The organism is [Empedobacter] haloabium (assembly GCA_008011715.2).
GTDB classification, from domain to species: domain Bacteria; phylum Pseudomonadota; class Gammaproteobacteria; order Burkholderiales; family Burkholderiaceae_D; genus Rugamonas; species Rugamonas haloabia.
Genome location: CP136508.1, coordinates 6,059,118 through 6,080,121 on the forward strand (window position 1 = coordinate 6,059,118; position 21,004 = coordinate 6,080,121).

The 21,004-nt window shown below is 64.6% G+C and carries 18 protein-coding genes; 12 read left to right on the forward strand and 6 right to left on the reverse strand.

The genetic code is table 11. The features are described from left to right. The first annotated feature begins 197 nt into the window (after window positions 1–197). Window positions 198–971 carry an alpha/beta hydrolase gene (locus E7V67_026385; GenBank protein ID WUR13173.1) on the forward strand — a complete coding sequence of 258 codons (774 nt, stop codon included), beginning with the start codon at window positions 198–200 and terminating at the stop codon, window positions 969–971. A gap of 113 nt (window positions 972–1,084) precedes the next feature. Here E7V67_026385 and E7V67_026390 read toward each other — a convergent pair whose 3' ends face one another. The 3 genes from E7V67_026390 to E7V67_026400 all read right to left on the reverse strand — a co-directional run bounded on the left by E7V67_026390 (window position 1,085) and on the right by E7V67_026400 (window position 5,980). Beyond that, on the reverse strand, window positions 1,085–1,765 hold the full coding sequence (locus E7V67_026390) for a response regulator transcription factor (GenBank protein WUR13174.1): 681 nt from the start codon (window positions 1,763–1,765) through the stop codon (window positions 1,085–1,087). Between the two features lie 71 nt (window positions 1,766–1,836). After that, window positions 1,837–2,856: a PAS domain-containing sensor histidine kinase gene (locus E7V67_026395; GenBank protein WUR13175.1), complete on the reverse strand. Its 1,020-nt coding sequence runs from the start codon at window positions 2,854–2,856 to the stop codon at window positions 1,837–1,839. Between the two features lie 7 nt (window positions 2,857–2,863). Next, complete coding sequence (locus E7V67_026400; GenBank protein WUR13176.1) at window positions 2,864–5,980, reverse strand: DEAD/DEAH box helicase; 3,117 nt, start codon at window positions 5,978–5,980, stop codon at window positions 2,864–2,866. Between the two features lie 185 nt (window positions 5,981–6,165). On the opposite strand from E7V67_026400, the gene E7V67_026405 reads away from it, so the two are divergent. The 4 genes from E7V67_026405 (at window position 6,166) to E7V67_026420 (ending at window position 10,867) form a co-directional block, all read left to right on the forward strand. Further along, window positions 6,166–8,514, forward strand: a complete 2,349-nt coding sequence (locus tag E7V67_026405) for a Tex family protein (protein ID WUR13177.1) — start codon at window positions 6,166–6,168, stop codon at window positions 8,512–8,514. A gap of 94 nt (window positions 8,515–8,608) precedes the next feature. Then, entirely contained in the window at window positions 8,609–8,926 is a 318-nt protein-coding gene (gene grxD / locus E7V67_026410; GenBank protein ID WUR13178.1) for a Grx4 family monothiol glutaredoxin, read from the forward strand. After that, window positions 8,919–9,530: a UbiX family flavin prenyltransferase gene (locus tag E7V67_026415; GenBank protein WUR13179.1), complete on the forward strand. Its 612-nt coding sequence runs from the start codon at window positions 8,919–8,921 to the stop codon at window positions 9,528–9,530. Before grxD ends, E7V67_026415 begins: the two co-directional genes overlap by 8 nt. Window positions 9,531–9,739: 209 nt before the next feature. Next, window positions 9,740–10,867: an erythromycin esterase family protein gene (locus tag E7V67_026420; GenBank protein WUR13180.1), complete on the forward strand. Its 1,128-nt coding sequence runs from the start codon at window positions 9,740–9,742 to the stop codon at window positions 10,865–10,867. 47 nt (window positions 10,868–10,914) lie between these two features. Here E7V67_026420 and E7V67_026425 read toward each other — a convergent pair whose 3' ends face one another. Together E7V67_026425 and E7V67_026430 are read right to left on the reverse strand one after the other, a co-directional pair. Continuing rightward, window positions 10,915–11,271: a hypothetical protein gene (locus tag E7V67_026425; GenBank protein ID WUR13181.1), complete on the reverse strand. Its 357-nt coding sequence runs from the start codon at window positions 11,269–11,271 to the stop codon at window positions 10,915–10,917. Window positions 11,272–11,632: 361 nt separating this feature from the next. After that, on the reverse strand, window positions 11,633–12,688 hold the full coding sequence (locus E7V67_026430; GenBank protein ID WUR13182.1) for an MBL fold metallo-hydrolase: 1,056 nt from the start codon (window positions 12,686–12,688) through the stop codon (window positions 11,633–11,635). An 85-nt stretch (window positions 12,689–12,773) separates the two neighbouring features. Between E7V67_026430 and E7V67_026435 the strand changes: the two genes are divergently transcribed. From E7V67_026435 to E7V67_026465, 7 genes are all read left to right on the forward strand, one after another. Beyond that, window positions 12,774–13,172 carry a MerR family DNA-binding transcriptional regulator gene (locus E7V67_026435; protein WUR13183.1) on the forward strand — a complete coding sequence of 133 codons (399 nt, stop codon included), beginning with the start codon at window positions 12,774–12,776 and terminating at the stop codon, window positions 13,170–13,172. Window positions 13,173–13,255: 83 nt separating this feature from the next. Next, window positions 13,256–14,440, forward strand: coding sequence for an isovaleryl-CoA dehydrogenase (locus E7V67_026440; GenBank protein ID WUR13184.1), 1,185 nt, complete (start codon window positions 13,256–13,258; stop codon window positions 14,438–14,440). Window positions 14,441–14,589: 149 nt separating this feature from the next. Beyond that, window positions 14,590–16,395: a bifunctional isocitrate dehydrogenase kinase/phosphatase gene (gene aceK / locus E7V67_026445; GenBank protein WUR13185.1), complete on the forward strand. Its 1,806-nt coding sequence runs from the start codon at window positions 14,590–14,592 to the stop codon at window positions 16,393–16,395. Continuing rightward, the gene (locus E7V67_026450) at window positions 16,392–17,591 is read left to right on the forward strand and encodes an acetyl-CoA C-acetyltransferase (protein ID WUR13186.1); all 1,200 of its coding nucleotides are present in this window, start codon (window positions 16,392–16,394) and stop codon (window positions 17,589–17,591) included. Before aceK ends, E7V67_026450 begins: the two co-directional genes overlap by 4 nt. Beyond that, complete coding sequence (locus tag E7V67_026455) at window positions 17,591–18,259, forward strand: SDR family oxidoreductase (protein WUR13187.1); 669 nt, start codon at window positions 17,591–17,593, stop codon at window positions 18,257–18,259. The genes E7V67_026450 and E7V67_026455 overlap by 1 nt, the downstream gene beginning before the upstream one ends. Before the next feature lie 92 nt (window positions 18,260–18,351). After that, entirely contained in the window at window positions 18,352–19,479 is a 1,128-nt protein-coding gene (locus E7V67_026460; GenBank protein ID WUR13188.1) for an acyl-CoA dehydrogenase family protein, read from the forward strand. A 135-nt stretch (window positions 19,480–19,614) separates the two neighbouring features. Continuing rightward, a complete protein-coding gene (locus tag E7V67_026465) occupies window positions 19,615–20,295 on the forward strand; it encodes a response regulator (GenBank protein WUR13189.1) in 681 nt (226 codons plus the stop codon). Window positions 20,296–20,301: 6 nt separating this feature from the next. Here E7V67_026465 and E7V67_026470 read toward each other — a convergent pair whose 3' ends face one another. Beyond that, window positions 20,302–21,003: a hypothetical protein gene (locus E7V67_026470; GenBank protein WUR13190.1), complete on the reverse strand. Its 702-nt coding sequence runs from the start codon at window positions 21,001–21,003 to the stop codon at window positions 20,302–20,304. Between the last annotated feature and the right edge of the window lies 1 nt (window position 21,004).

Consider the following 21,004-nt stretch of genomic DNA (forward strand, 5'->3'; position numbering starts at 1 on the left):
AGGTGCTGAAACCGTCATGATAACGGAGCGGTGCGACTCTGTCCCCTTTTATGATGGCAGCGCTTTGCAAAACTGCAAAGTGAGTTTGCATAAATATCGCTTGCTATTCAATCGCGCGCTATTTAATATTCGTTCATCGCAGCGCAACGCACCGGGTCCCGGCGCGGCGCCACCGACCATCAACGAAAGGACACATCATGAAAGCCATCGCCACCCTCGCCGTCGCCGCCGCCCTGATCGGTTCCGCCAGCGCCGCCCCTGCCGTGAAACCCACCGTCGTGCTGGTACATGGCGCCTTTGCCGACTCTTCCAGCTGGGATGGCGTGTCCGCCCGCCTGCAGAAAGACGGCTACCGCGTCGTCGCTGCCGCCAATCCGCTGCGCAGCGTGAAGGGCGATGCCGATGTCGTGTCCAGCATCGTCAAGGGCATCGACGGCCCGGTGGTGCTGGTCGGTCACTCCTATGGCGGCGCCGTCATCACCACGGCGGCGCAGGGCAACGCCAACGTCAAAGGCCTGGTCTACGTGGCCGCCTTCGCACCGGAAGCGGGCGAAAACGCGTTCGAACTGTCCGGTCGCTACCCCGGCGGCACGCTGGGCGGCGCCTTGGCCGCGCCTGTCACCCTGCCAGATGGCGGCAAGGACCTGTACATCGACCAGGCCAAGTTCCCGCAGCAGTTCGCCGCCGACGTGCCGGTCGCCAAGGCCAAGCTGATGGCGGTGGGTCAGCGTCCCATCACGGAGGCGGCACTGAAGGAAGCCTCGGGCGCGCCGGCGTGGAAAAACGTGCCGTCGTACTTCGTCTACGGCACGGCCGACAAGAACATCCCGCCGGCCGCGCTGAAATTCATGGCCGAACGGGCGCAGTCGCGTAAAACGGTAGAAGTGGCGGGCGCATCGCACGTCGTGATGACGTCGCACCCGGCCGAGGTGGCCAAGCTGATCGAGCAGGCAGCCGAAGCGAAAAACTGAGGAACCGCTGAGGTCCGCCGCTAAAAACCGGGGTCAGGTCTGGCAATCGGACATGAAATGTCCGATTGCCAGACCTGACCCCGATTGTAGACCCCGATTGTAGACCTCATCTTTCAGGACAGGTTGAAGCTGGCGGAGAGGCTGTAGCCTTCGCCGTAGGCGCTGCGCAGCGGCAGATCCTGGCCCAGGCCGGAGCGGGCCTTCTTGCGCAGGCGGTAGACCAGCATGTCGACGCGGCGGCCCGCATCGGGATCATCGCCGCCGATGCCCGCGACGATCACCTGGCGCGGCACCGGCCGAGTATTGATCGTCAGCAGGTGCAGGAAGTTACACTCTTTTTCCGTCAAGGTGATGGCCTGGCCCTGCAGCTCCAGCTGGCGGGCCGACAGGCGCAGCGTCCACTTGCTCGGCACTTGGACCGGCTCCTGCGGACCGACGCGGCGATCCAGCGCTTCCAGGTGGGCGGCCAGTTCGGGGAACTTGATCGGCTTCGTCAGGTAGTGGTCGGCGCCCAGGCGCAGGCCCATGATGCGGCTGTCGAAATTGACGCGTCCCGTCAGGACGATCAGGCCGATCTGCGGATACAGCTGGCGCATGCGCGGAATGACGTTGATGCCGTCCTCGTCCGGCAGGCCCAGGTCGAGCACGACCACGCCAACATTGCCCTGGCTCAGCGCGGACCACATTTCCCCCGCATTGTTCGTAATGCTGACTTCGTGTCCCAGCTCCGTCAGGAAATCCGCCATTTCCTCGGCGTATTCCAGGTTGTCTTCCACGATCAGTAATTGCGTCATCGATGCGCCATTCTTACAATTGTTCCGCTACGTCGAAGGATTATCACGGAGGTAACGTGGTGGTGCAAGGTTTACACAGCGATAGGCAGCCAAATCCGAAAGTTTTTGCCGCTTTGCAGCAAATTGTGAACCGATAAGTTTCCGCCGTGCACTTCGACAATAGATTTTGCCATATATAAACCCAAACCGGACCCCGTAATTCCTGCAGCTGAGCGGCCGCGAAAGCCCTTGTCGAACAGGCGCGGCAACTCGTCGGCTGGAATGGCCGGGCCCGTGTCGGACACGACGAATTCTACGCCGCCCTCGCTTGCCTTGCTGGCAACGAGTTGGATTGGGACATCGGCCGGCGTGTATTTGATCGCATTGTCCAGCAGCACTTCCAGGCACAGCCGCATGCCGGCGGGATCGGCACGCAGGCGCCGCGGCAGGTCGCCGCAGGTCACGGTGATGGCCGGGCGCCGCTGCCGGGCGGCCTGCGCCACCGCCTCCAGCAAGGCGGCGGGATCGATCGTGTCATCCTGCCGCGCCCGGCCGATACTCTCCATTCGCTCGGGTGACAGGTACTCGTCCATCATCGCCAACAGCCGGTCCACCGCTTCCTGGATCTTGCGATAGCGCTTTTTCGTGGCCTCGTCCGCGTGCTGCTGCGTCATTTCCAGGCGCTGGATGGCGCCATCGATGGTGGACAGCGGCGTGCGGAACTCATGGTTCAGCATCGACGCGAACTTTTTCTGCTGCTGTGCCAGCGCGCGGCGCGGACGGATGTCGCGCACCACGCCGACCAGGCGCAGGCCGGCGCCGGTGGCCACCAAGGTCGATTCGATCTCGACGGGGACGGGGCCGTCGCGCCCGTCCAACTCGGTTTCGCGCCGCACCGTGCGGCGGCTCTCGTCGCCCTGCTCGAAGCGCACCAGCCGGGCCGGCAAATCCGCCAGCAAAGCATCCGCGATCGCTTGCACCTGCGCCGGCTCGCGCCCCAGCAGGCGGCCGGCGGCCGGGCTGACGTACAGCACCCGCGCCGCCTGGCAGTCGACCATCCAGTGGACGTCGCTGCTGTAGTCCAGCATCAGGCGGAACTCGTCCGGCCCCATCGCCATCTCAGTCCACCAGCGGCGCGAAGATCTGTTGCAGGTCCTCTTGCGTCAGTGCCATCTTCTGCGACTCGCCTTCGGCCAGCACGGATTGCGCCAAATCCGCCTTTTTCTGCTGCAGCACCTGGATTTTCTCTTCCAGCGTGCCCTTGGCGATCAGCTTGTAGACGAACACCGGCTTGTCCTGGCCGATGCGCCAGGCGCGGTCGGTGGCCTGGTTCTCGGCCGCCGGGTTCCACCACGGGTCGTAATGGATGACGGTGTCGGCCGCCGTCAGATTCAGGCCGACGCCTCCAGCCTTCAGGCTGATCAGGAACACGGGAACGGCGCCCTGCTGGAACGCGGCCACCTGGGCGCCGCGGTCGCGCGTTTCGCCCGTCAGGATCGCGTACGGGATGTCGCGCGCTTCCAGCTCTTCCTCGATCAGCTCCAGCATCGACGTAAACTGCGAGAACACCAGGATCTTGCGATTCTCTTCCAGCAGGTCTTCCAGCATCTGCATCAGGTCGGTCAGCTTGGCCGAACCGGCGGCCTGCTGCTTGCGCGTCGACAGCGTTTTCACCAGGCGCGGGTCGCAGCACACCTGGCGCAGCTTCAACAGCGCCTCCAGGATGACGATCTGGCTGCGCGCCACCCCCTTGCGGTCGATCTCCTCGCGCACCTTCTGGTCCATTGCCAGGCGCACCGTTTCGTACAGGTCGCGCTGGCCGCCCGTCAGCTCGACGCGGCGCACCATCTCCGTCTTCGGCGGCAGCTCCTTGGCCACGCTGTCCTTGGTGCGGCGCAGCAGGAACGGCTTGATGCGGCGATTCAACAGCATGCGGCGCACCGGATCGTCCTGCCGCTCGATCGGGTGACGGAACTGGGTGTTGAACGATTTCTCGTCGCCCAGGAGGCCCGGCAGCAGGAAGTGGAACTGCGACCACAGCTCGCCCAGGTGGTTTTCCAGCGGGGTACCCGACAGGCACAGCCGGTGCTTGGCGCGCAGCAGGCCGGCGCTTTGCGCCGCTTTCGAGCGCGTGTTCTTGATGTAGTGCGATTCGTCCAGGATGACGAGGTGGAAATCGTGCTCGCGCAGCTTTTCCTCGTCGCGCGGCAACAGCGCGTACGTCGTCAGCACCAGGTCCGCTTCCGGGATCTTGTCGAACAGCTCGGCGCGGTCCTTGCCTTGCAGCAGCAGTACTTTCAGGCCGGGCGCAAAACGAGCCGCCTCGTCCTGCCAGTTGCCCATCAGGCTGGTCGGCGCGATGACGAGGGTCGGGTGCGTCATGCGGCCCGACTCTTTTTCCACCAGGATATGCGCCAGGGTCTGCACGGTCTTGCCCAGGCCCATGTCGTCGGCCAGGATGCCGGCCAGGCCATACTCGCGCAGGAACTGCATCCAGGACAGACCGTCGGTCTGGTAATCGCGCAAGGTCGCCTGCAGGCCGGCCGGGGTAGCGACTCGTTTCACGGACGAGAACTGGTTCAGGCGGCGGCCCATCTCGCGCAGCTCCTCGCCGCCGGTCCAGATGAATTCACCGCTTTTCGCCAGCTCGTCCAGGCGCGCCGCGTCCAGGGTGGCCATGCGCACGGCGTGGCGGATCTTGTCGTTGAAGTAGAGCTCGCCCAACGTCGCCAGGATCGGCTTGATGCGCTGCCACGGCAGCGCCACGCGTTTGCCGTTCGGCAAGGTGGCCAGCATCTGGTCCGTCTCGCCATGCAGCGCCAGCGCTTTCGGGCTGAAGTCGTTCGGCATATTGCGGATCATCTGCACCAGCACCGGCAGCAGCGGGATGCGTTCCTGCTCGACAGTGATACCCAGTTCCAGTTCGAACCAGGCGTTGCCCGTCTCGGGGCCCTCTTCTTCCACCTCGGCATACCAGTCGTCCACGCTGGTCATTTCGTAGCGGTATTTCGACGTCTTCTCGACCTGCCAGCCTTCCGCCACCAATTGCTCGATGCCGAACTCGGCAAAACGAATCCAGTCGGCCTGGTTGGCCAGCAGCAGGCCGCCGCGCACGCTCGACAGCGGCAGCGCCGTCGGCTTGCGGAAGCCCAGGTCCGTCAGCGTTTCCAGCGCGGCGGCCTCGGCTGCCTCGTCGCGCTGGATGATTTCCGTGACTTCCCCGCGCTGGCGCACCACGCGCTGCGACGGGTCGAAGGAGACGCGCTCGCCGTCGTAGTCATACGACAGCACCGCATAGTCGTGCCAGCGCTGCGCGGCGCCATCGGCCAGCTGGGCCGAATCGAGCACGAGGATCGGGCGCGGCTTGACGTCGTCGCGCAGGCGCTGCGGCAGCGGTTGCGGCAGCGGCATCAGTTGCTGCAGGCCATGCGCCAGCAGCAATTGCGACACGCGCATCTTGTCGTTCGGCATCAGCAGCGGCGCCTGGGCCACCAGTGCCTGCAGGTCGGCCAGCGGAATCTGCGCGCCGCCCTGGTTCAGGTGCAGCACGCCGCACGACAGGTTGTCGATGTACCACGGCGGTTCCGTCGGCAGCATGTAGTCGATCTGGTCGGCGCCGGCGTTGCGGCTGCCTTCCGGGGCCTCCACCTTCCAGCCCAGCCGTAATCCCTTGCCCTCCTCGCGCCAGGCCAGGTTGGCCGTGCGTTGCGGGCCCGCCTTCATTGGATAGACGAGGCCGTTGCCCACGTCCGCCCAGGAATTTGCCCACAATAACTTTTCCTGTTCGGACAGCATCTGCAAGAGCGCCGCGCCGATCTTGCCGCGCGGTTCCGTCGCGCTGCCGGTCTGCGAATTCGGCCCCGTGCGCATGGCAACAAAGAAGCGCACCAAGTCCTCGTCGCCCGGTTCCAGGAAGGCGGGCGGCGCCGACAGCAGGGAAAACACTTCGTTGACGGGGCTGGCGGCGGCCACGTCGCCGTTCGGCCGCAGGCGCGCCTTGTACAGGCACAACGCCACGTGGCGCCCGCCCGAGGTGGGCGCCAGCACGTAGATCAGCCGGTAGCTGGTCTGTTTCGGATCCGGGTCGGCCGGCACGAGTTTCGCCTTCGGATGCGCGGCTGCGTCAACACGCTGCAGCCAGGTGGCCACGGCATAGGGCAGCTGCGTCGCCGGCTGGTGGGCCGGGGCGGCGGGAGCAGCGGGAACTTCGCGGGTTTCGTCGCGGGTCAAATCCATTTGGCGCATGTCGTATTGAGACGGTTCAAAAACAGCAACACGCAATATTATCCGCCAACAGGGTTTTTGTGTTTGTGAAAGTTCTAACTTAGTGGGGCGTGGCACAGTCCTTTTCTGGTGTCAAGACTGGCGCCGCCACATGGAGCGGGTATCATTCCGCGCTTGTCTGCCTGGAAAGTGATCACATGCTGCCTTCAATCGAACAACGCCTGGCCGCCGAGCTGGCCGCCAAACCGGCCCAGGTGGCCGCCGCCATCGCCCTGCTGGACGAGGGCGCCACCGTGCCCTTTATCGCCCGTTACCGCAAGGAAGCCACCGGCGGCCTGGACGACATCCAGCTGCGCCTGCTGGAAGAGCGCCTGCGCTACCTGCGCGAGCTGGAAGACCGCCGCGCCGCGATCGTCGCGTCGATCACCGAACAGAACAAGATGACGCCGGCCCTGCTGGACGCGGTCATGCATGCGGAAGACAAGACCCGCCTGGAAGACCTGTACCTGCCGTACAAGCAGAAGCGCCGCACCAAGGCGCAGATCGCGATCGAAGCGGGCCTGGCGCCGCTGGCCGACAGCCTGCTGGCCGACCCGACCTTGAATCCCGAAACCGAGGCCGGCAAGTGCCTGCGTGAGGCGTTTACGACGCCAGACGGCAACAATGCTGGCGTGGCGGACACCAAAGCCGCGCTGGACGGCGCCCGCCAGATCCTGATGGAACGCTTCGCCGAGGACGCCAACCTGCTGCAAGCGCTGCGCGAGTACGTGCAGGACCATGGCGTGGTGGAATCGAAAGTGGTCGAAGGCAAACAGGAAGAAGGCGAGAAATTCGCCGACTACTTCGATTATTCGGAACCGCTGGCCGCCGTGCCGTCGCACCGCGCGCTGGCACTGTTGCGCGGCCGTCGTGAAGGCGTGCTGGACGTGACCTTGCGCCTGGACAGCGAAGCGGAAAAACCGAAGTGGGACGCGCCGCACAACCCGTGCGAAAGCCGCATCGCCGCGCATTTCGGCATCAAGTCCGCCGGCCGCCCGGCCGACAAGTGGTTGTCGGATACCGTGCGCTGGACCTGGCGCGTGAAGAGCTTCATGCACCTGGAAAGCGAGCTGATGGGCGCGCTGCGCGAAAAGGCCGAGCTGGACGCCATCAACGTCTTCGCGACGAACCTGAAAGCGCTGCTGCTGGCCGCGCCAGCGGGCCCGCGCGCGACGATGGGCCTGGACCCGGGCCTGCGCACCGGCGTGAAAGTGGCGGTGGTCGATGCCACCGGCAAGGTTGTCGATACCGCGACGGTTTATCCCCACCAGCCACGCAACGACTGGGAAGGCACGCTGCACACCCTGGGCCAGCTGGCGGCCAAGCACAATGTGTCCTTGATTTCGATCGGCAACGGCACCGCGTCGCGCGAGACGGACAAGCTGGCGCAGGACCTGATCAAGCGCCGCCCCGAACTGAAGTTGACCAAGATCGTCGTCTCCGAAGCAGGCGCCTCCGTGTACTCGGCCTCGGAATTCGCGTCGCGCGAGCTGCCCGACCTGGACGTGTCGATCCGCGGCGCCGTCTCGATCGCGCGCCGCCTGCAGGACCCGCTGGCCGAGCTCGTGAAAATCGACCCGAAATCGATCGGCGTGGGCCAGTACCAGCACGACGTCAGCCAGTCGCAACTGGCGCGTACGCTGGACGCGGTGGTCGAGGACTGCGTCAACGCGGTCGGCGTGGACGTCAACACGGCCTCGGCGCCGCTGCTGGCGCGCGTGTCCGGCCTCTCGGCCAGCGTGGCGCAAAGCATCGTCAACTACCGCGACATGAAGGGCGCGTTCACCTCGCGCGCCGCGCTGAAGGCAGTACCGCGCCTGGGCGACAAGACCTTCGAGCAGGCGGCCGGCTTCCTGCGCGTGATGAACGGCGACAACCCGCTGGACGCCTCGGCCGTGCACCCGGAATCGTATCCGGTGGTCGAGAAGATCCTGGCCGACATCAAGAAGGACATCAAGGGCGTGATCGGCGCCACGTCCGTATTAAAGACGCTCAACCCGGCCAAGTACGCGGATGAAAAATTCGGCGTGCCGACGGTGACGGACATCCTGAAGGAACTGGAAAAGCCGGGCCGCGACCCGCGTCCGGAATTCACCACGGCCACGTTCAAGGAAGGCGTGGAGGACATTCGCGACCTGCGCCCGGACATGATCCTGGAAGGCGTCGTCACCAACGTGGCGGCCTTTGGCGCGTTTGTCGACATCGGCGTGCACCAGGATGGCCTGGTGCACATCTCGGCGCTGTCGACCAGCTTCGTGAAAGACCCGCACACGGTCGTCAAGGCCGGCCAGGTCGTCAAGGTGAAGGTGCTGGAAGTGGACGAGAAACGCAAGCGTATCGCGCTGACGATGCGTCTGTCCGACAGCGCACCGCAGCCGGGCTCCAAGCCGGAACAACGGAGCGACCGCAACGACCGCCGCGCCATGGGCCAGCAGCAGAAATCGCAGGCGCGCGAGCCGGCCATGGCCGGTTCGATGGCGGCCGCGTTTGCCAAGCTGCGGGGCTGACCAGTGGTTCAGGGACGGGGACGCCCGTCCCTGCAGGCCGGTGGCGATTGCCTGTAAAATGCGCCTATCCCAAATTTTTCTTTTCGAGGCAGCTATGAGCGACGTACAAAACTGGATCAAGGAAACCGTGACGAGCACCCCCGTGGTGCTGTTCATGAAAGGCACCGCCCAGTTCCCGCAGTGCGGTTTTTCCGGCCGCGCGATCCAGATCCTGAAGGCTTGCGGCGTCGAGAATATCGCCACCGTGAACGTGCTGGAAGATCCGGAAGTGCGTCAGGGCATCAAGGAATACTCGAACTGGCCGACCATCCCGCAGCTGTACGTGCGCGGCGAATTCATCGGCGGCTCGGACATCATGAGCGAGATGTACGAATCGGGTGAGCTGAAGGCCCTGCTGCAAAACAATGGCTGACCGCCCGCGGCGGATCGTCATCGCCATCACGGGCGCCACGGGCGCCGTGTATGGCGTGCGGCTGCTGCAAACGCTGCGCGCCCTTAATGCGAGCGCTACTGGTGCCGCACCGGCAGCGCGCATCGAAACCCATCTGGTGATTTCCGATGCCGCCGTCCTCACCCTGCATGAGGAAACCGGCCTGGCCCGGCGCGACGTGGAAGCGCTGGCCGACATCGTTCACAAGCCTCACAACGTGGGCGCTACCATCGCCAGCGGCTCCTATCAAACCGATGCGATGGTCATCGCGCCCTGCTCGATGAAGACGCTGGCCGCTGTCGCGCACGGCCTGTCGGACAACCTGATCGCCCGCGCCGCGGACGTGACGTTGAAAGAACGCCGCCGCCTGGTGCTGATGGTGCGCGAAACCCCGTTCAACCTGGCGCACCTGCGCAATATGACGGCTGTTACCGAGATGGGTGGCATCGTCTTCCCGCCGTTACCCAGCTTTTATCACAAGCCGCAAACCATCGACGATATCGTCGACCACACAGTGGCGCGCGTCATCGACCTGCTCGGACTCGAAGCGCCCACCGCCCCCCGCTGGAACGGCCTGAACGGCTGAGCACTCCGGCGTCATTCCCGCTTTTTACCGATCGTTGCCGAAGCTGACACGGCCAGCAGGTCTCATGCTATTCTCTCTGGTATTACTTTGGACTTAGATCCTGGGAGGCTGGTATGCACTTTGGTATTTGTCGCGCGACAGCGCTATTGTTGTTGATGACTTGTGTCGGCGCGGCATACCCGGCGCCGTTGCCGGTGCAGACCTGGCCCGTGACGACCGTCCACCCGGATGACGCCAACGACGACGACCTGAAACCGTTTACGGACGCCATCGGCACCGCGCGCGTCGTGGCCCTGGCGGAGCAGACGCACGGCGGCAGCGAGGAGTTCCTGCTCAAGACGCGACTGCTGAAGTACCTGCACGAAAAGATGGGTTTCGACGTGCTCCTGCTGGAAAGCGGCTTTTACGAGATGGGTCGTCTGGCCGAGCGCGCCGCGCAAGGCGAGAAGCTGGACGACATGGCGCCGGGCAATGTGTTCTTCATGTACGCCAACAGTGCCGAAGGTCGCGGCATGCTGCAGTACCTGGACCGCCAGCGCGCGCTGGGCAAGCCCATGCTGGTTGCCGGCATCGACAGCCAGCATACCGGTGTGCTCAGCAATACCGAACTGCTGCCCCGCCTGCAGGCCTATCTGCGCCAGCGGGCGCCGGCGCTGGCGGCGGGCACCGGATGGCAGGCCTATGCCCAGGCTGCGGCGCCGTTGTTCGCCCAGCAGCGCACCGCGCCGGAGGCCGCCGTGCGGGAGGCGTTCCGCCGCCATGGCACCGCCTTGCAGGAAGCGCTGTGCGGCACGCCGGACGGCACGGTCGAGGGGCCGGGCTGGTGGTGCCGTATCGTGCGCAGCATCGACGCGCAAGCGACCACGTACTGGAGTGGCGGCAGCAACTACCAGCGCGACAATGCGATGGGCGCCAATGCCATCTGGCTGGCCGACCACATGTTCCCCGGAAAAAAAGTCGTCGTGTGGGCGCACACGATCCACGTCGCACGCGGCTTCCAGCGCGCCGCCGATCAGTTGCAGGCCGGCGAGGTGATGCACCGCCACTGGGGTCCGGCTTACAAGGTCGTGCAAATGAGCGCCGCGCATGGCGCCATCGTCGATTTCAACGATATGCGCACGCTGCCGCTGCCGAAGCCGGCGGCGGCATCGCTCGAATACCGGCTGAGCCAGCGTGCGGAGCCGGTGCTGGGCGTGACGGCGCAAGTCCCCCTGTCGCTACCGCAACACAGCTTCGACTATGGACTGGGCCTGACGGGGATGCCGGGACAGCTGGGACGGAACTGGGACGTGCTGTTTTTCACGCGCGAGATACGACCGGTGCGCATGACACGCTGAGGAAGGCCGGGAAAAACGATGGCAGCGCATAAGCGCTGCCGTGCCGCTTATTTCTGGTAGTTGACCCGCACCAGCATGCGAATGAACTCGCGTGCGATCTGGCGGTGGTGCTCGTCCAGCCGTTGCAGGTCGGCGATCAGCTTGACGTCGGCCGATTCGAAGCGCGACAGGTTGCTGCCCGCCTCGCCGGACGGTGCGGCCACTTCCGGACCGCCAAAGCGCAGCCACTCGGCCGGCACGCCCAGCCATTGGGCGATCATCCGTAGTTTTTCCTGGGTGGGGATGGCTTCGCCCACCAGCCACTTGCGGGCCGCGTGGACGGTAATCGGCCGGCCATCGAACCGGATATTGAATTCTCGCGCCAGTCGGGTGGGGCTGTCAGGAGAATAGTGAGCATTTTTCAATGCCTGCTGTAGCCGCTGGCTAAAGCTTTCGCGTTCATTCGAAGAATTCATAGTTGCACTATTTCATGTCACGACATGAATGTCAGTCTCAAGCGTGCTCAGACCGATTGTGACAAATCGCCGCAGTTAAAAATTAACATTTTAACCTCCAATCGATCACATTACCGACCTGCAAGCTAACTTGCAAGCTAAAACAGACCCTTTGAGAGGTCGCCTGTTTCATTGGCACAACGGACACATCCATTGTTATTCTAGCAACATGCCGGGCGACGTAAGCTCAGGGGCAGCTGAAACCGCCCCTCACTTACAAAAAATGCCAGCAAATAATGCGGTGCTGAAGTGCAACGAAACCGCTACTTTGTCATTGAGCGGTACGAAAACGTATCATGCCGCCTGAGTCGCTTTCACGTCGCACGATTCCATCGCGCCATAGTTTGTGCAGGTGCGCGAGGGCTTCACCCAGTGCAAAGCTGAGCATGTGAGCGTCGAGCGGACGGCGAAACATGAGCGGGACGATCTCGGCGGCCGTGCGCGCCTCGCGGCAGGCATCGACGACTTCCTCCAGGCGTGCCGCATGGTGGTCGCGCAGCTGGGCGATGCGGGTATGCAGGCCGCGAAACGCACGGCCGTGGGATGGCAGCACCAGCGCATCGTCCGGCAGGCCATGAAATTTATTCAGGGAGTCGAGATACTGCTGCAGCGGGTTGCCCTCGGGCTCGACGGCAAACACCGAGACGTTGGTCGAGATGCGCGGCAGTACCATGTCGCCCGACAGCAGCACGTTCAGTTCGGCGCAGTACAGCGACGCATGCTCGGGCGAATGACCAAAGCCCGTGATGACGCGCCAGCCCCGCCCGCCGATGTCGACGATCTGCCCGTCCTGCAGGCGCTGGTAGCCGAGCGGCACCGATGGCACCAGCGTGGGATAGTAATTCTTGCGGCTGCGCATTTTCTCAAGCATCTCGGCATCCACCAGGCCATGCCGCTCGAAATGCGGCAGCGCCGCCGTGCCATCCACGCCGGGCAGCGCGGCCGACATCATGCGGGCGAAACCGTATTCGCCGGCCGTCATCGCCAGCGGCGCCTGCCAGCGCGAGCACAGCCAGTCGGCCAGGCCGACGTGGTCGGGATGGCAGTGCGTGACCAGCACGCGCAGCAGCGGCTTGCCGTCGAAGCGATCGGCCATGATGGCTTCCCAACCCGCGCGCGAGGCGTCGGTGGACGCGCCGGCGTCCACGACCGTGTAGCCGGCCACGCCGTCGATGACGTCATCGAGCAGCCACAGGTTGATGTGGTCGAGCGCGAACGGCAGCGGCAGGCGCAGCCAGCGCACGCCCGGGGCGACTTCCAGCGCCTCGCCCGGCGCGGGCACCTGGTCGCCCAGGGGATAATGGAGTTGCGATTCGAGTGGGTTCATCGGCGTTCTTTCCTGGCGCCCGGCTGTGGGGCTACAATGTAGTTTACGTTACGTAAACGGAAACCTCGATTGTCCATTGTAAGCCATGCCGACCTATACCATCACCGAACTGGCGCGCGAGTTCGACATCACGCCCCGCGCCATCCGATTTTATGAAGACCAGGGCCTGTTGAGCCCGTCCCGCGAGGGCGCCGGCGGCCGCAACCGCGTCTACACGCCGCGCGACCGTACCCGCTTGAAACTGACCTTGCGGGGCAAACGGCTGGGCTTGTCGCTGTCCGAGATCAAGAGCCTGGTCGACATGTACGAGTCGCCCAAGGATACCGAGGCGCAGATGCACCGCTTCCTGACCGTGCTGGCGCAGCACCGCGAAACCCTGGAACAGCAGCGCGAGGACATCGAGATGTCGCTGTCCGAGATCAGCGCGCACGAAGAGGAATGCAAGCGCCTGCTGGCCGAACGCCAGGGCGCTGTGGCCAAGTAAGCGCGGCGGCTTTACGTTTACGTTAACGTCACATCGGCGTATGATTTGCGATCTATAACTATTTTCCAGAAGACGAGGAAGACATGCTCCATCTCCCAGGCCTGACCTTTGACCACGGCGAGGACATCGCCGCCCTGCGCGAAGCCGTCCAGCAGTTCGCGGCCGCGGAAATCGCGCCGCGCGCGGCCGAGATCGACCGCAGCGACCAGTTCCCGATGGATTTGTGGCGCAAGATGGGCGAACTGGGCGTGCTGGGCATTACCGTGGGCGAGGAATACGGCGGTGCCAACATGGGCTACCTGGCACACATCGTCGCGATGGAAGAGATTTCGCGGGCGTCGGCGTCCGTCGGCCTGTCGTATGGCGCGCACTCGAACCTGTGCGTCAACCAGATCAAGCGCAACGGCACGGAAGAGCAGAAGCGCAAGTACCTGCCGAAGCTGATCTCGGGCGAGCACGTGGGCGCGCTGGCCATGTCCGAGCCGAACGCCGGTTCGGACGTCGTCAGCATGAAGCTGCGCGCCGACTTCAAGGGCGACCGCTGGGTGCTGAACGGCACCAAGATGTGGATCACCAACGGCCCGGATGCGGACACGCTGGTCGTCTACGCCAAGAGCGACCTGGAAGCCGGTCCGCGCGGCATGACGGCCTTCCTGATCGAAAAAGGCTTCAAAGGCTTCTCGATCGCGCAAAAGCTGGACAAGCTGGGCATGCGCGGCTCGCACACCGGCGAGCTGGTGTTCGAAGACTGCGAGGTGCCGGTCGAGAACGTGCTGGGCGGCGAAGGCAAGGGCGTCAACGTGCTGATGTCGGGCCTGGACTTCGAGCGTACCGTGCTGTCCGGCGGCCCGCTGGGCATCATGCAGGCGTGCATGGATGTGGTCGTGCCGTACGTGCACGACCGCAAGCAGTTCGGCCAGCCGATCGGCGAATTCCAGCTGATGCAGGGCAAGCTGGCGGACATGTACTCCACGATGATGGCTTGCAAGGCCTACGTCTATGCCGTCGGCCAGGCATGCGACCGCGCCACCACGCCGGAGCAGGTGCGCGCGCTGCGCAAGGACGCCGCCGGCGCCATCCTGTACAGCGCCGAGAAGGCCACGTGGATGGCGGGCGAAGCGATCCAGGCGCTGGGCGGCAACGGCTACATCAACGAATACCCGGTCGGCCGCCTGTGGCGCGACGCCAAGCTGTACGAGATCGGCGCCGGCACCAGCGAAATCCGCCGCATGCTGATCGGCCGTGAATTGTTCGCGGAAACCAAGTAAGCTGGGGATTTACAGCCGAGGCCGTGTCCCACCGCGGTGTCAGTCACCAAGTGAGACACGAGCTCGGCCACAGTACTGTCGAGCCCGTGTCCCGTTTTAGTGACTGACCCCGCGGTGGGACACGAACTCGGCAGTCCCTCGCGAGAAAGATGATGAGCCAGGCCTTTCCCAAACTGCTGTCGTCCCAGATCGCCTTCGACATCGCGCGCACCATCCGCGAGGGCTTCGACAAGCACTACCGGCTGTTCCGCCAGGCCAGCCAGGACGCTCGTCGCCATTTCGAGCGGGGCCAGTGGGCCGTGGCGCAACGGGCCGCCAGGGAACGGATCGATTTCTATGACCGTCGCGTGCAGGAATGCGTGCAGTTGCTGGAAGACGAGTACGACCCGGCCGAGCTGACCGACCAGGTATGGCGCGAGGCCAAGCTGCATTACATCGGCATGCTGTCCGGCCACAAGCAGCCGGAGCTGGCCGAGACGTTCTTCAATTCCGTCAGCTGCAATATCCTGCATCGCAGCTATTTCCACAACGAGTTCATCTTCGTGCGCCCCGTCGTGTCGACGGAGTACATCGAGACGGAAGAACCGCAGCCGACCTACCGCGTCTACTACCCGGCGGCGGACGGCATGCACTTCACCTTGAAGCGCATCGTCACCAATTTTCAGCTGGACGCGAAGTTCGCCAACCTGTCGCGCGACGCGACGATGGTGCAGGCGCGCCTGCAGCCGTTCTTCGGTGACGCGCTGGCGCCGAACGCGCAGTTCCACGTGCTGTCCAGCCTGTTCTTCCGCAACAAGGGCGCGTACATCGTCGGCAAGGCCATCAATGGCGACAACGAGCTGCCGTTCGTCATCCCGATCCTGCACAACCGCAACGGCGAGCTGGTGCTCGATACGATCCTGCTGGAAAAAGAGCACATCGTCGTGCTGTTTTCCTTTACGCGGGCCTACTTCCTGGTCGACATGGAAGTGCCGTCCGCCTACGTGCAGTTCCTGCGCACGATCCTGCCGCGCAAGCCGCGCAGCGAGATCTACACGATCCTGGGCCTGCAGAAGCAGGGCAAGACGCTGTTCTACCGCGACTACCTGCAGCACCTGAAGCATTCGTCCGACCTGTTCGAGTCCGCCCCCGGCATCCGCGGCCTGGTCATGCTGGTGTTCACCTTGCCGTCCTTCCCCTACGTGTTCAAGGTCATCAAGGATTTCTACCCCGCGCCGAAGGACACCACGCGCGCCCAGATCAAGGAAAAATACCTGCTGGTCAAGCACCACGACCGGGTGGGCCGCATGGCGGACACGCTGGAGTATTCCAACGTCGCGTTCCCCCGCGCCCGCTTTGCCGAGGAGCTGGTGGCGGAGCTCAAAAAACATGCGCCGTCGCTGGTGGAAGAGGACGGCGACCAGCTCGTCATCCGCCACCTGTATATCGAGCGGCGCATGGTGCCGCTGAACATGTGGCTGTCCAACGCGGAACAGGCCGGCAACGATGCCGAGATCGAACATGGCATCGTCGAGTACGGCAACGCCATCAAGGACCTGGTGGCGGCCAACATCTTCCCCGGCGACATGCTGTACAAGAACTTCGGCGTCACCCGGCACAAGCGCGTGGTGTTTTACGACTACGACGAGATCGAGTACCTGACCGACTGCGTGTTTCGCACGATTCCCGAGCCACGCAACGAGGAGGACGAGATGTCGTCGGAGCCGTGGTATCCGATCGGCAAGCATGACGTGTTCCCCGAACAGTTCGGCAAGTTCCTGCTGGGGAACGCAAAGATCCGCAAATTTTTCATGAAGCACCACGCCGACCTGCTGACCGCCGCCTGGTGGCAGACGCGCCAGCAGCGCATCCGGGACGGCGTGATCGAAGACGTTTTCCCGTACCCCCAATCGGTACGTTTCTGTTATCAATCACCGGCGGCCCCCGCGCTGCCCTCACTGGAGACTATTAAATGAACGATCCTATCGTTATCGTTGGCGCCGCCCGTACCCCGATGGGTGCTTTCCAGGGCGATTTTTCCAGCGTGTCCGCGAACGACCTGGGAGCCGTCGCGATCAAGGCGGCCGTCGAGCGTGCCGGCATCAAGCCGGAACTCGTTGAACACGTTTATTTCGGCAACTGCCTGATGGCCGGCCAGGGCCAGGCCCCGGCGCGCCAGGCCCTGCTGAAAGCCGGCCTGCCGACCTCCACCGGTGCCGTCACCCTGTCGAAAATGTGCGGCTCCGCCATGCAGGCCGCCATCTTCGCGCATGACCAGCTGGTGGCCGGCAGCGCCGACGTCGTCATCGCCGGCGGCATGGAATCGATGACCAACGCGCCCTACCTGATCCCGAAGGCCCGCGGCGGCTACCGCATCGGCCACGGCATGATGTTCGACCACATGATGCTGGACGGCCTGGAAGACGCCTACAGCAAGGACGAGAAAACGGGCGGCGGCCGCTCGATGGGCACGTTCGCGGAAGAATGCGCGAGCAAGTTCAGCTTTACGCGTGAAGCGCAGGATGCGTACGCGATCGAGTCCGTCAAGCGCGCCCAGGCCGCCACGACCGGCGGCAAGTTCGCCTGGGAAATCGTGCCCGTGACTGTGTCCGGCCGCGGCGGCGACACCGTGATCGACAAGGACGAAGGCCCGCAAAAAGCCAAGCTGGACAAGATCCCGGCGCTGAAGCCGGCGTTCAAGAAGGACGGCACGATCACGGCCGCCTCGTCGTCGTCGATCAACGACGGCGCCGCCGCGCTCGTCATGATGCGCGAATCGACGGCCAAGCAGCTGGGCGCGACGATCATCGCCAAGGTCGTGGGCCACGCCACCAACGCGCTGGCCCCGAACGAGTTCACGACGGCCCCGGTCGGCGCGATCCAGAAACTGCTGAAGAAAAACGGCTGGAAGGTGTCGGACATCGACCTGTTCGAGATCAACGAGGCGTTTGCCGCCGTGCCGATGGCCGCCATGCACGAGCTGGACATCCCGCACAGCAAGGTCAACGTCCATGGCGGCGCCTGCGCGCTGGGCCACCCGATCGGCGCCTCCGGCGCCCGCATCATCGTCACCTTGCTGGGTGCGCTGAAGGACCGCGGCGGCAAGCGTGGCGTGGCCTCGCTGTGCATCGGCGGCGGCGAAGCGACGGCCGTCGGCATCGAGCTGGTGTAATGGCGACCGCACTCGTCATCGGCGCCTCGCGCGGCATCGGCCACGAACTGGCGCGGCAGTACCTGCAGGAGGGCTGGCGCGTGATCGCCACGGCCCGCAAGCCGGCCGACTGCGACGCGCTCGCCGCGATGGGTGCACAAGTCCACACCCTGGACGTCACCAACGTCGAGGCGGTGGCCGGACTGGGCTGGAAGCTGGACGGCGAGCATCTCGATGTCGCCATCCTGAACGCGGGCGTGTACGGCCCGCGCCATGACGGCTTTCCCGTCCAGGCCGACTTCGACAACGTGATGCACACCAATGTGCTGGCCGCGATGCGGCTGCTGCCGATCCTGGCGCCGCTGGTGGCGACAACCAACGGCCGGCTGGCCGTGCTGTCGTCGAAGATGGGGTCGCTGAGCGAACGCCACAGCGCGGTCGGCTCGCTGTACCGCGCCAGCAAGGCGGCACTGAACTCCGTGCTGATCGACACGGCGCTGACGTTCGGCCGCGAGGGCGTCACGTGCGTGGCCTTTCACCCCGGCTGGGTGCAAACGGACATGGGCGGCGCCACGGCCGACATCACGGTGGAACAAAGCGCGGCCGGCATGATCCACACGCTGGCCAACCTGCCGGCTTCGGAGCATGCCGCCTACCTGACCTACGACGGCAAGCCGATCGGCTGGTAGCGCCAGCCAACGGTACAGCAGAGCCCGTGTCCCGTTTTGGTGACTGACCCCGTGGTGGGACACGGGCTGAACAACAAAAGAATGGAAGAGACATGGTACTGAGCGAAGAACACCAGATGATCCGCGACGCGCTGCGCAGCTATGCGCAGGAGCGGCTGGCGCCCCATGCGGCGCGCTGGGACAAGGAACATTATTTTCCGCAGGCGGAACTGAAAGAACTGGCGGCACTGGGCGCGTTTGGCGTCGCCGTGCCCGAGGCGTTGGGCGGTGCCGGCCTCGACTATGTGTCGCTGGCGCTGGTGCTGGAGGAAATCGCGGCCGGCGACGGCGGCACGTCCACCATCATCTCCGTCAACAACTGCCCCGTCTGCAGCATCGGCATGATGTACGCCAACGCGCGTCAGAAAGAGCAGTGGCTGCGCCCGCTGGCGCAGGGCGAGATGCTGGGTGCCTTCTGCCTGACCGAACCGCACACGGGCAGCGATGCCGCCGCGCTGCGCACGACGGCCACGCGCGACGGCGACCATTACGTGCTGAACGGCGTCAAGCAGTTCATCACCTCCGGCAAGTATGCGGACGTGGCCATCGTCATGGCCGTGACGGACAAGGCGGCCGGCAAGAAAGGCATCAGCGCATTCTGGGTGCCCACGTCCACGCCGGGCTATATCGTCGCCGGGCTGGAGCAGAAGATGGGCCAGCATTCGTCGGACACGGCGCAGATCGTTTTTGACAACTGCCGCATCCCGGCCGAAAATCTGATCGGCGAGGAAGGCATGGGCTACAAGATCGCCCTGTCGGGCCTGGAAGGCGGACGCATCGGCATCGCGTCGCAATCGGTGGGCATGGCGCGCGCCGCGTTCGAGGCGGCGCTGGCCTATGCGCGCGACCGCGAGACGTTCGGCCAGCCGATCTTCAATCACCAGTCGGTACAGTTCAAGCTGTCCGAGATGGCGACGCAGATCGAAGCGGCGCGCCAGCTGATCCTGCATGCGGCCGCCATGAAGGATGCCGACCTGCCCTGCCTGAAGGAGGCGGCGATGGCCAAGCTGTTCGCCTCCGAGATGGCGGAACGGGTCTGCTCGGACGCGATCCAGGTGCATGGCGGCTACGGTTACGTGTCCGACTTCCCCGTCGAGCGCATCTATCGCGACGTACGGGTGTGCCAGATCTACGAAGGCACGAGCGACATCCAGAAGCTGTTGATCGCCCGCGCCCTGTAAGCGGTACGGCAATTCTCCCGTCGGCAAGAGGTGGGCGGAAATCGTCTCGTTTATGTATCAGATTGTCATAATATGAGAAGGTTTTTCCGCTGACGCGCAGCGCTCTTATAAAATGTTGCAAGAAGGAGAATTGCTATGTATCGAGTGATGCTGGTGGAGGACGACGCCCGCCTGGCCGACCTGGTCACGGAGTACCTTGCGGGCTATGAATTCAAGGTGGACGTGGTCAGCCGCGGCGACGAAGCCGTGGCACGCTTCAAGGCCGCGCCGCCGGACATCGTGGTACTGGACCTGATGCTGCCCGGTCTGGACGGCATGCTGGTCTGCCGCCAGTTGCGCGACATCACCAAGGTGCCGATCCTGATCATGACGGCGCGCGAGGATTCCTACGACGAGGTGTCGCTGCTGGAACAGGGCGCCGACGACTTCATCAACAAGCCTGTGCAACCGCGCGTGCTGCTGGCGCGCCTGCGCGCGCTGCTGCGCCGCACGCAGAACAAGCAGGCCAGCGACATGCTGACCTTCGGCGCGCTGTCGATCGCCACCAGCGACCGCACCGTCACCTGGCGCGGCGAGCCGTGCGTGCTCAGCAATACCGAGTACAAGCTGCTGCTGGTACTGGCCGAGTCGGCCGGCACCGTGCTGTCGCGCGACGCGCTGCTGAAGAAGATGCGCGGCATCGAATTCGACGGCCTCGACCGCAGTATCGACAACAGCATCTCCAAGCTGCGCCGCAAGTTCGACGATTCGGAATCCGAAAAGATCAAGACCGTCTGGGGCGAGGGCTATCTGTTCTCGCCGTCCGCCTGGCTGTAAGCGGGCTTATTCGATCACCGGGGCGATGGCCACCGGGGCGTTCTGGCTGATCACCTGCACCCGCTCGGGCCAGTCGGCAAAGCGGTACACCATCACCCGGAAGCCGGCGTTGGCATCCCCGTCGAACGCCGGCCCCTCTTCCGGCGGCAACGTCACCTCCCGCTCGGGATCGCGCACGCGCACCGCCGCGTCGCTTTTCTTCATGAATGCAAAACGCACGCCGGCACAGTGGCGGCTGTTGTAGCCCGCGTCCGTGTAGCGCAGGTACTGCAGCGCCTGGTCGCAGGCCGTGCGCAAGTCCTGGCCTTCGTAAATACCGTCCACGCGGGCAACGATGGACAGGCGCGGCTGGAACGTGAACTGGCTGACCTTGCGGTTCAGCACCAGCAGCGCGTTCTCGTCATACGCCGCCTTCAGCAGGGGGAACGTGGCGCGGCCCGTCACGTCCAGCGGCAGGTTCAGCTGCGTGGTGCGGCCCGTCAAGGTCAGACGCAAGCCGTCCAGCGACTGGCTGGCGTCCTTCGGTGTCACCTGGTAGTGATTCTGCAGGAAATTCTTGGCCTTGCCGTATTTCGCAAACGGCACCATGGCCCGATAGGCGTCCCGGTAGCTGACCCAGCCGCTGTCCTGGGTCGCCTGTGGCTGTGCGCCCGCCGGCACGGCCGCGCACAGCAACGACACCAGGATGGCGCGACGGGCGGCCTTCATC